Source organism: Streptomyces niveiscabiei (genome assembly GCF_001419795.1).
Lineage (GTDB): Bacteria > Actinomycetota > Actinomycetes > Streptomycetales > Streptomycetaceae > Streptomyces > Streptomyces niveiscabiei.
Genome location: NZ_LIRL01001384.1, coordinates 1 through 1,113, shown reverse-complemented (window position 1 = coordinate 1,113; position 1,113 = coordinate 1). Strand labels below are relative to the sequence as shown.

The 1,113-nt window shown below is 73.6% G+C and carries 1 protein-coding gene; it reads right to left on the bottom strand.

Annotated features, from left to right (window positions below; translation table 11 throughout):
- Positions 1-124: 124 nt before the first annotated feature.
- A complete protein-coding gene (gene pfkB / locus AOK24_RS44300) occupies positions 125-1,072 on the bottom strand; it encodes a 1-phosphofructokinase (RefSeq protein WP_055725457.1) in 948 nt (315 codons plus the stop codon).
- Positions 1,073-1,113: the final 41 nt, after the last annotated feature.

The following is a 1,113-nucleotide window of genomic DNA, read 5'->3' as shown; positions in this document are numbered from 1 at the left end:
GCGCAGCTGGCCGCAGCTACGGCAGGCGGGGTGGAGCAGGCGCGGGCGGGTGGTCCCACGCGGTCGGCCGCAGCTGAGTGGGGCACGTGGAGCGGGTGCGGGGCGGTGGTGCGAGGTTGTGGGCTCATGACGTCGGTTCCCTCAGTTCTCGGTCCGAGGGGATTGTTGATGTCAGGGTCACCGCTGTGGGGTTCAGGTCGGAGGGGGTCGGCATGACGCTGCCTGGGAGTTGGACTGCTGCCGCGCCGTGGGCTACTGCGGAGGCGAGGGCCTTGGGGCCGGTGCCGCCGGCGATCAGGAAGCCGGCCAGGGAGGAGTCGCCGGCTCCTACGTTGCTGCGGACCGTCGTTACCTGGGAGGTTGCGAAGTAGGTGCCCGTTGAGTCCAGGAGGAGTTGGCCGTCGGCGCCCAGGCTGGCCAGGACCGCTCGGGCGCCCAGATCGCGGAGTTGTTCCGCCGCCTTCAGGGCGTCGCCGATCGTCCGCAGGGGGCGGCCCACCGCCTCGGAGAGTTCCTCGGCGTTCGGCTTGACCACGTCGGGGCCCGCGCGGAGGGCCTCCAGGAGGGCCGGGCCCGAGGTGTCCAGGGCGATGCGGGCGCCCGCGTCGTGGGCCCGGGTGACCAGCTCGGCGTACCAGGACGGGGCCAGGCCCCTCGGGAGGCTGCCGCAGCAGGCGATCCAGGCCGCGTGGGCCGAGTGCTCGCGGACCGTCTCCAGGAGGAGTTCCTGTTCGGCAGGCGAGAGTTCGGGGCCGGGCGCGTTGATCTTCGTGAGGACGCCGTTCGACTCCGCGAGCGCGATGTTGGAACGGGTCGCGCCGGCCACGGGTACGGGGGCGACCTCGATGCCCTGCGCGTCGAGGAGGTCCGCGACGAGGGCGCCGGGGGCGCCGCCGAGGGGCAGGACCGCGACCGTACGGCGTCCCGCCGCCGCGACCGCGCGCGAGACGTTGACGCCCTTGCCGCCCGGGTCCATGCGTTCGCCGGTGGCGCGGATGACCTCGCCCCGGTCGAGGGAGGGCACCTCGTAGGTGCGGTCGAGGGACGGGTTGGGGGTGACGGTGAGGATCATGCCGCTCTCGCCGGTCGTACGGATGGGGTCGGTGGTGGGGG